Genomic DNA, 8335 nt, shown 5'->3' on the forward strand with positions numbered 1-8335 from the left:
CCCCCACCGGCAACGCCGACGTCGACGCGGCCCTCGACCGGCTGGGGGACACCGACCACCTCGCCACCGACGGACACGTCGAGGTGTACGAGGATGTACACAAGGGGCTGCGTGACACGCTGACCGCGCTCGACGCCCGCCCGGGACCTCCGGCGCCCTCACCCTCGTACCCACAACCCTCGTACCAACCCAGGAGCTGAACCGAACGTGGCAGGAGTGACCCGCCGCCGTCTCGACGCCGAGCTGGTGCGTCGCAAACTCGCACGCTCCCGAGAGCACGCCGGCCAGCTGATCGCCGCCGGGCGCGTCACCGTCGGCAAGACCGTCGCCACCAAGGCCGCCACCCAGGTGGAGACCGCCGCCGCGATCGTGGTGGCGAAGGACGACAGCGATCCCGACTACGTCTCGCGCGGCGGGCACAAGCTCGCCGGTGCCCTGGAGGTGTTCGTACCGCAGGGGCTCGAGGTCAAGGGACGGCGTGCGCTGGACGCCGGCGCGTCCACCGGCGGCTTCACCGACGTCCTGCTGCGGGCGGGCGCCGCGCACGTCGTCGCCGTCGACGTCGGCTACGGACAACTTGCGTGGTCTCTCCGAAGTGATGAACGCGTCACCGTCAAGGACCGTACGAACGTACGCGAGTTGACGCTCGCGGCGATCGATGGGGAGCCTGTGGATCTTGTCGTGGGGGATCTGTCCTTCATCCCGCTCGGCCTGGTGCTGCCCGCCTTGGTGCGGTGCGTGAAGCCGGATGCCGATCTGGTGATGATGGTCAAGCCGCAGTTCGAGGTGGGGAAGGAACGGCTGGGGAGTGGTGGAGTCGTACGCAGCCCACAGCTGCGCGCCGAAGCGGTGCGCTCAGTGGGCGAGAAGGCGGGAGAGTTGGGGCTCGGCGTGCGGGGCGTGACCGCCAGCCCGCTGCCCGGACCGTCGGGCAATGTCGAGTACTTTCTGTGGCTGCGAGCCGGGGCACCCGCGCTGGACCCGGCCGACGTTGACCGTGCAGTGGCGGAGGGGCCGCGTTGACACAGAACCGAGCTCGTACTGTTTTCCTGCTGGCCCACACCGGGCGGCCGGCGGCCATCCGCAGCGCCGAACTCGTGGTCAAGGGGCTGCTGCGCTCCGGGCTCGGCGTGCGCGTCCTGGAGTACGAGGCGCGCGACCTGCCGCTGCCGGACGAGGTGGAGCTGGTCAAGGAGGCCACTCCGCAGTGCCTCGAGGGGTGTGAGCTGCTCATCGTGCTGGGCGGCGACGGCACGCTGCTGCGCGGCGCCGAGTTCGCCCGCGCCTCCGGGGTGCCGATGCTCGGCGTCAACCTGGGGAGCGTCGGCTTCCTCGCCGAGGCCGAACGGGACGACCTCGACAAGGTCGTCGACCGGGTCGTGACCAAGGCGTACGAGGTCGAGGAGCGCATGACCGTCGACGTCGTCGTGCACCGCAACGGCGAGATCGTGCACACCGACTGGGCGCTCAACGAGGCCGCCGTGCAGAAGGCGGGGGCCGAGAAGCTCCTCGAGGTCGTGCTGGAGATCGACGGTCGGCCGGTGACGGGCTTCGGCTGCGACGGGATCGTGCTGTCCACGCCGACCGGGTCGACGGCGTACGCCTTCTCGGCGGGCGGGCCCGTGGTGTGGCCGGAGGTCGAGGCGCTGCTGATGGTGCCGATCAGCGCGCACGCGCTGTTCGCGAAGCCGTTGGTGACGTCGCCGGACTCGGTGCTCGCCGTGGAGGTTCTGCCTCACATTCCGCCGGGCGTGCTGTGGTGCGACGGGCGGCGGACGGTGGAACTGCCGGCGGGGGCGCGGGTCGAGGTGCGGCGGGGGGCTGTACCGGTGCGGCTTGCCCGGTTGCACCATGCCTCGTTCACCGATCGGTTGGTGGCGAAGTTCGCGCTGCCGGTTTCGGGGTGGCGGGGGGCGCCGCACTAGCCGCGTTTCCCTCGCCCGGGTGACAGGGCACCTCGCACTCCTCCACCCTGACCTCGTATGGTCGTCTCCGTGTTGGAGGAGATGCGGATACGGTCGCTTGGAGTCATCGACGACGCGGTCGTCGAGCTGTCGCCCGGGTTCACCGCCGTCACCGGTGAGACGGGTGCGGGCAAGACCATGGTGGTCACCAGCCTCGGCCTGCTGCTCGGTGGGCGCGCGGACCCGGCGCTCGTACGGATCGGGGCCAAGAGCGCGGTCGTCGAGGGGCGGGTCAGTGTGCCCGTGGACGCCTCGGCGGCCGTACGCGCGGAGGAGGCCGGGGCCGAACTCGACGACGGAGCGTTGCTGATCAGCCGTACGGTTTCAGCCGAGGGGCGCTCGCGGGCACACCTCGGCGGGCGGTCCGTGCCGGTGGGCGTGCTCGCCGAGCTGGCCGACGAACTGGTGGCCGTGCACGGGCAGACCGACCAGCAGGGGCTGCTCAAGCTGTCCCGGCAGCGGCAGGCGCTCGACCGGTACGCGGGGGACGCGGTGGCCGCGCCGCTCGCCAAGTACGGGGAGGCCTACCGCCGGCTGCGCGCCGTCTCCGCCGAACTGGACGAGATCACCACGCGTGCGCGGGAACGGGCCCAGGAAGCCGACATGCTGCGCTACGGCCTCGACGAGGTCGCGGCCGTCGAACCGCGGGCCGGTGAGGACGTGGAGCTGGCCGAGGAAGCCGAGCGGCTGGGGCACGCCGAGGCGCTGGCGTCCGCCGCGACGGCCGCGCACGCCGCTCTCGCGGGCAACCCCGAGGATCCGGAGGGCGTGGACGCCTCGACGCTCGTCGCGGGCGCGCACCGGGCGCTGGAGGCCGTACGGTCGCACGATCCCGCGCTGGCCGCGCTCGCGGACCGGATCGGTGAGATCGGGATCCTGCTGGGCGATGTCGGCGGGGAACTGGCCGGGTACGCCGACGACCTGGACGCCGATCCGCTGCGGCTCGCGGCCGTCGAGGAGCGCCGGGCCGCGCTTACCGCGCTGACGCGGAAGTACGGGGAGGACGTGGCCTCCGTGCTCGCGTGGGCCGAGCAGAGCGCAGCGCGGCTCACGGAGCTGGACGGTGACGACGAGCGGATCGGGGAGCTGACCGCCGAGCGGGACGCGCTGCGGACCGAACTGGGCGGGCTGGCGCAGGCGCTGACGGACGCCCGGACCGAGGCCGCCGAGCGCTTCGCGGCGGCCGTGACCGCCGAGCTGGCCTCGCTGGCCATGCCGCACGCGCGCGTGTCGTTCGCGATCCGGCAGACCGAGGACCCGGAGGGCGTCGAGGTCGGGGGGCGTGCGGTCGCGTACGGGGTGTCGGGCGTCGACGAGGTGGAGCTGTTGCTCGCTCCGCACCCGGGGGCGCCGCCGCGGCCCATCGCCAAGGGCGCGTCGGGTGGTGAGCTGTCGCGGGTGATGCTCGCCGTGGAGGTGGTCTTCGCCGGGACCGATCCTGTGCCGACGTATCTGTTCGACGAGGTCGACGCGGGGGTCGGCGGCAAGGCCGCGGTGGAGATCGGGCGGCGGCTCGCCAAGCTGGCGAAGAGCGCGCAGGTGGTGGTGGTGACCCATCTGCCGCAGGTGGCGGCGTTCGCCGACCGGCAGTTGCTGGTGGAGAAGACCAATGACGGGTCCGTGACGCGGTCCGGTGTGAAGGTGCTGGAGGGGGAGGAGCGGGTTCGGGAGCTGTCGCGGATGTTGGCCGGGCAGGAGGACTCCGAGACTGCGCGGGCGCATGCGGAGGAGTTGTTGGCGGCGGCTCGGGGGGACGGGTAGGGCGCGTTACGTCGTGCGTACGGTAGATCACTCGTGTGGGTGACCTGGTGTGGTCGGGTTGCCCGTGGTGGTGCGGGAGTGTCACCTCCCTGGTGCCGGAACTTCCCTATGGCCTGGCATTCTTGACGTAGCACGCGGAACGGTGGGCCCGGTACACCCCCTCCGTGTGATCCTTCTGTACGTTTCTTCGTGACGCCCGACGCCGAACCAGGAGCCCCGGCCACGTGAGCCACGTGAGCAGCCACTCACCGCACGGCCAGTCGCCGCTGCACACTGTGCAAGTGCTCGGCGGAGGCAGCGCGGGCAGCAGTGTGCACGTGCGGTCGCTGGCCTCGGGTCTGGTCGCCCGTGGTGTCCGCGTGACCGTGTGCGCCCCGGGCGAGGCGGACCGGGCGTACGACTTCACCGGTGCGGGTGCCACCCACGTTCCCGTACCCCGCAGCAGTGACCCCGCCTCCGTGACCGCGTTGCGGATGGCCTGTGCCGACGCCGACCTGGTGCACGCGCACGGGCTGCACGCCGCGTTCCGGGCCTCGCTCGCGCTCAGCGGGCGGCCTGTGCCGTTCGTGGTGACGTGGCATTCGCGCGCGCATGCCGAGGGGGCCCGGGCGCATCTGCTGCGGATGCTGGAGCGACGGGTCGCCAAGGCCGCGTCCGTGGTGCTGGGGACCACGTCCGACCTCGTCGACCGGGCGCGCGGCCGGGGTGCCCGGGACGCGCGCCTGGCCGCCGTCGCCGTCCCCGCGCCACACTCCGGCGGCGACGACCCCGACCGGCAGCCGTCCAAGGTCCGGGCCGAAGTCGGCGCCACGGACCGCCCGTTGCTCATGGCCGTCGGCACGCTCGACCGGTACCGGGGGCACGAGACGCTGCTGGACGCCGCGCGGGCCTGGCGTGGGCTCGACCCCCTGCCGTTGCTCGTGGTCGCGGGGGAGGGGCCGCTGCGGCCCGTTCTGCAGCAACGTATCGAGGACGAGGAACTGCCCGCGCGGCTGGTGGGGCGGCGCGACGACGTCAGTGAGCTGATCGCCGCGGCGGATCTCGCGCTGCTGCCGAGCAGTTGGGAGGCCCGGTCGGTGCTCGCCCAGGAAGCCCTCCACGCGCGCGTGCCGCTCGTCGCGGCGGCTGCCCCCGGCATCCCCGAACTGGTCGGCGACGCGGCCGAACTCGTCCCGTACGGCGACGCGGAGGCCCTCGGGGAGGCCGTCGTACGGCTCCTCGCCGATCCGGACCGGCGGGAGTTGCTCAAGGCGCGGGGCGCCCGGCACACCGCCACCTGGCCGACCGAGGACGAGACGGTGGCCCAGGTGCTCAGCGTCTACGACGAGTTGACCCGGCCCCGGCCCCTTTCCTAGGTCGGCAGCGGGGCATCGGTCCCCTACGGCACATGTCTCTGTGCCCGTAGCGCCAGGCTCAGGGTCAGGACCGTCTGCGGGTCGTCCAGGTCCGTGCCCAGGAGTTCGCCGATGCGGGCGAGGCGGTTGTAGAGGGTCTGCCGGTTGAGGTGGAGTTCGCGGGCGGTCTCGGCCTTGCGGCCCGTGTGGGCCAGATAGCACTCCAGCGTGGGCAGCAGCGGGGGTTTGGAGCGGGCGTCGTGGTCGAGCAGCGGCCCGATCGCGCGGTCGACGAAGGCCGCCAGGCCGGCATGATCGCGCAGCCGCCACAGGAGCAGGTCGATGTCGAGGCGGCGGGCGTCGTGCCAGGGGCGTTCCGGCAGGCCGTGCGCGGCAGTCGCCGTCTCGGCCGCGTGCCGCAGCCCCGCGGACGCGGCCGCCCAGCTCCCCGCCACGCCGACGACCACCACGGGCGGCCGGGCCCCGGGCCGCCGCACGCCCGCGCGCTCCACACCCGCCCGCAGCGCCGCGGCGACCCGGTCCGCCACCGCCGGGCGATCCGCCTCCGCGCGCAGGCCCAGCAGCAGCGGCACCCGGCCCTCGACAGGGCGTACGCCGAGCAGGACCGGAACCCCCACCGACGCCAGTTCCTCCGCCAGCGCGCGGGCCAGGACGGCCCAGCCGCCGCCCGTCGGTGACGGACCGTCGGCCAGGCGCATCACCACCGGCAGCAGCGGGCCGAGCCCCGGCTTGAAGCCCAGGACGCGTGCCTGCGCGGGCGCGTCCGGGGCGGTGACGCGGCCCTCGGCGAGGTCCGTGAGGAAGTCGCCGCGCCCCCGGGCGGCCAGCTCCTCCTCCTGGCGGGCCTGCATCAGCACGACCGCCAGGATGCCCGCGGCCCGTTCGGCGGCCATCCGGTGCACGGGGGCCAAGGGCTCGCCGACGGGCAGCAGGACCAGCCGGGCCCGTACCGAGCCGGTTCCGGGCCCGCCGCCCGGTACGTCGACGATGGTCGTGCCCGTGGGCGGCTCGTCCTGGTGATGGCCGCGCAGCCCCTCCCACACCTGGAGCGGGTCGGTGTCCACGGGCCCGGACCCGGCGGCGTACAGGAGCTGTCCGTCCGCCGTCTCCAGGAAGACGGGGTTGCCGCTGAAGTCGGCGAGGACGGCGAGCACCTGGGGCACCCCGCCGCCGCCCAGCAGTGCCTCCGTGCAGCGCCGGTGGACCTCCTCGGCCCGCTGGAGCAGCGCGTAGTGGCCGTTGACGATCTCGGTGTGGATCTCCTCGGTGACGGTCACGAACGCCACCTCGCGGTGCAGCTGGACCAGCGGCAGTCCGGCCGTGCGGGCGGTCTCCACGAGGGCGGCGGGCAGCCGCGTGAAGCGTGTGCCGAGCTCGACCACGAGCGCGGCGATGCCACGGTCGGCCAGGGTGCGTACGAAGGCCCGCTGGTCGGCCGGGCGGGTGCCGAGCCCGTAGCCCGTGGTCAGCAGCAGCTCGCCGCCCTTGAGGAGCGAGGCGATGTTCGGCACCTCACCCGCGTGCACCCAGCGCACCGTGCGCTGCAGCCGGTCGGCCCCGGCGAGGACCTCCGGCAGCCCACTGCGCAGCCCGGGCAGCTCCAGAGCCCGCCGCACGGTGATCCCACCGCCGGGGGTGTCCGCGCGGTCGGGTCGGTCGTCCCTGCGGCTGTCCATGCAGCGGACGCTACCCGCGGGGACGTCCCCGCTCCCATGCCGTTGAGGGGCTCATCCGGGATCCGGCGGGATGTTGTGGTTGAACCGGAAGACGTTGTCCGGGTCGTACGCGGCCTTCACCCTGGCCAGCCGTCGCGTGTTCTCGACGCCCAGGCCGGCCACGATCCGGTCGGTGCCCTCCTCGCCGATGAAGTTGAGGTACGTCGCACCGGTGCTCCACGGCCGGATGTCGGAGCGCACGTCCCGCACCCACTGGATACAGCGCTCGTCGTCGACCGGCTCCTCCCAGACCCCGAAGGGGTGCGCGACATAGGCCGAGTCCCGGTACGGCACCGGGAACTCGGCGGGCCCGTCGAAGATCGCGCCTCCCTGCGGGAACAGCACGTGCTGCGTCCCGGTGGGTACGGGCATCGAGTCGGCGCGGGCGCAGAAGACGTCCACGAGGTCGTCCGGGAGGCCCCTCACGTACTCCGCCGACCAGTAGTTCCGCATGCCCGGCGGATCGTCGAGCATGCACTGGAGGTCCGCGTACGGCATGGTCTGGACGACCTCCGCCTCGTGCGGCAGCGCCAGCAGCGGCTGGGCGACCTTGCGCATGTCGTCCTCGGTGCCCGCGTAGGTCAGCAGGACGCCACAGGTGAGCTTGCCCACCAGATGCCCGGGGACGAATTCCTCGGGCGCGCCGGTCATGTAGATCACGCCTCCGCCCGCCTCCCGCGGGCCGGTCTCCATGACCTCACGGAAGACGCGCACCGCCTCGGGGCCGTGCGTCGGCAGGAACAGCATCAGGGCGATGGCGAACGCGGGCAGCTCGTGCAGCCTGAGGGTCAGCGCGGTGGCGACGCCGAAGTTCCCGCCGCCGCCGTGCAGCGCCCAGAACAGCTCCGGGTTCTCCTGGGCCGTCGCCCGGACCGTACGGCCGTCCGCCACCACCAGCTCCACGCCGAGGATGTTGTCGATCGCGAGCCCGAAGACGCGTTCGAGCCAGCCGCTCCCGCCGCCCAGCACGAAGCCGCCGACGCCGGTCGTGGAGGCCCGGCCGCCCGTGGTGGCGAGGCCGTACGGCTCGGTGGCGCGGTCGAGGTGGCTCATGGTGGCGCCGCCCTCGATCCGTACGCTCGACGACCCGGGGTGGACCGTGACCGCGTGCATCCGGCGCAGGTCGACGACCAGACCGTTGTCGTTGAGCGCCATGCCCGCCACGCTGTGGCCGCCGCCGCGCACCGCGATCTTCAGGTCCAGGTCCCGGGCGAAGCGCACCGAGCGCACCACGTCGTCCTGTGTCTCGCACTGCGCGATCACGGCGGGCCGCCGGTCGATCATCGCGTTGAAGACGGTCCGCGCGTCGTCGTACCCCGGATCTCCGGGGGCCAGGACGTCACCGGTGAGGTCCTCGCGCAGCGCGGCCAGCGCCGCGCGCGCCTTGCCGAGGGGAGCCATGGCAGCCGCCCCCTCTCACGCCAGGGGACAGGACACTCCCAGGCTAGGCCCGGGGGCCGGGCCGTCGCCTGCCGGGCGCGGCGACGGGGGGCGAGAGGTTTTCGCCCCCGCCGCCCCTACCCGGCCCATCCCTGGGGGC

The 8335-nt window shown here is 73.5% G+C and carries 7 protein-coding genes; 5 read left to right on the forward strand and 2 right to left on the reverse strand.

Features of this window, described 5'->3' with window-relative positions; all coding sequences use genetic code 11:
* From FNH08_RS37575 to FNH08_RS37595, 5 genes are all read left to right on the forward strand, one after another.
* The coding region (locus tag FNH08_RS37575; protein WP_152776009.1) for a hypothetical protein at positions 1–200 on the forward strand (200 nt) is incomplete at its 5' end.
* Positions 201–207: 7 nt separating this feature from the next.
* Complete coding sequence (locus FNH08_RS37580; RefSeq protein WP_322726131.1) at positions 208–1023, forward strand: TlyA family RNA methyltransferase; 816 nt, start codon at positions 208–210, stop codon at positions 1021–1023.
* Complete coding sequence (locus FNH08_RS37585) at positions 1020–1925, forward strand: NAD kinase (RefSeq protein ID WP_152776010.1); 906 nt, start codon at positions 1020–1022, stop codon at positions 1923–1925. Before FNH08_RS37580 ends, FNH08_RS37585 begins: the two co-directional genes overlap by 4 nt.
* A gap of 57 nt (positions 1926–1982) precedes the next feature.
* Complete coding sequence (gene recN / locus FNH08_RS37590) at positions 1983–3725, forward strand: DNA repair protein RecN (protein ID WP_194238749.1); 1743 nt, start codon at positions 1983–1985, stop codon at positions 3723–3725.
* A gap of 224 nt (positions 3726–3949) precedes the next feature.
* Positions 3950–5080 (forward strand): glycosyltransferase family 4 protein, encoded by a 1131-nt coding sequence (locus tag FNH08_RS37595; RefSeq protein WP_322726132.1) that lies wholly within the window; start codon positions 3950–3952, stop codon positions 5078–5080.
* A 23-nt stretch (positions 5081–5103) separates the two neighbouring features.
* On the opposite strand, the gene FNH08_RS37600 is transcribed toward FNH08_RS37595, so the two are convergent.
* Together FNH08_RS37600 and FNH08_RS37605 are read right to left on the reverse strand one after the other, a co-directional pair.
* Positions 5104–6756 (reverse strand): PucR family transcriptional regulator, encoded by a 1653-nt coding sequence (locus FNH08_RS37600; protein ID WP_152776011.1) that lies wholly within the window; start codon positions 6754–6756, stop codon positions 5104–5106.
* Between the two features lie 51 nt (positions 6757–6807).
* Entirely contained in the window at positions 6808–8196 is a 1389-nt protein-coding gene (locus FNH08_RS37605; protein ID WP_152776012.1) for an FAD-binding oxidoreductase, read from the reverse strand.
* Positions 8197–8335 lie beyond the last annotated feature (139 nt).

Origin of the sequence: Streptomyces spongiae, assembly GCF_009377185.1 — a bacterium.
Taxonomy (GTDB): domain Bacteria; phylum Actinomycetota; class Actinomycetes; order Streptomycetales; family Streptomycetaceae; genus Streptomyces; species Streptomyces spongiae.

Excerpts from the sequence above, each read along its gene's own strand:
- FNH08_RS37600 (WP_152776011.1), bottom strand. The coding sequence starts at position 6,756 with ATGGACAGCCGCAGGGACGACCGACCCGACCGCGCGGACACCCCCGGC.
- FNH08_RS37605 (WP_152776012.1), bottom strand. The coding sequence starts at position 8,196 with ATGGCTCCCCTCGGCAAGGCGCGCGCGGCGCTGGCCGCGCTGCGCGAG.
- recN (WP_194238749.1), top strand. The coding sequence starts at position 1,983 with ATGGTCGTCTCCGTGTTGGAGGAGATGCGGATACGGTCGCTTGGAGTC.